The following is a 274-nucleotide window of genomic DNA, read 5'->3' on the forward strand; positions in this document are numbered from 1 at the left end:
AGACTGTCGCGGGCCGGATCGACGCGGGTGCTGATCGCCCAGATCACCTCGGACCAGCTGCGCACATCGATGTCGTCATCAGTGATGATGACGAACTTGGTGTAGGTGAACTGCCGGAGATACGACCAGATCCCCATCATCACCCGCCGGGCATGCCCCGGATACTGCTTGCGGATACTGACCACCGCGATCCGATAGGAGCAGGCTTCCGGCGGCAGGTGGAAGTCGACGATCTCGGGAAACACCTTCTGCAGGATCGGCACGAAGACCTCGT

Annotated in this window: 1 pseudogene; it reads right to left on the reverse strand. The window is 60.9% G+C overall.

Annotated elements, in window-relative coordinates:
• Nucleotides 1-274: pseudogene (locus FLQ44_RS21125) on the reverse strand (UbiD family decarboxylase domain-containing protein); the annotation flags it as partial.

Source organism: Vogesella mureinivorans (assembly GCF_007644035.1).
In the GTDB taxonomy this organism is placed as follows: domain Bacteria; phylum Pseudomonadota; class Gammaproteobacteria; order Burkholderiales; family Chromobacteriaceae; genus Vogesella; species Vogesella mureinivorans.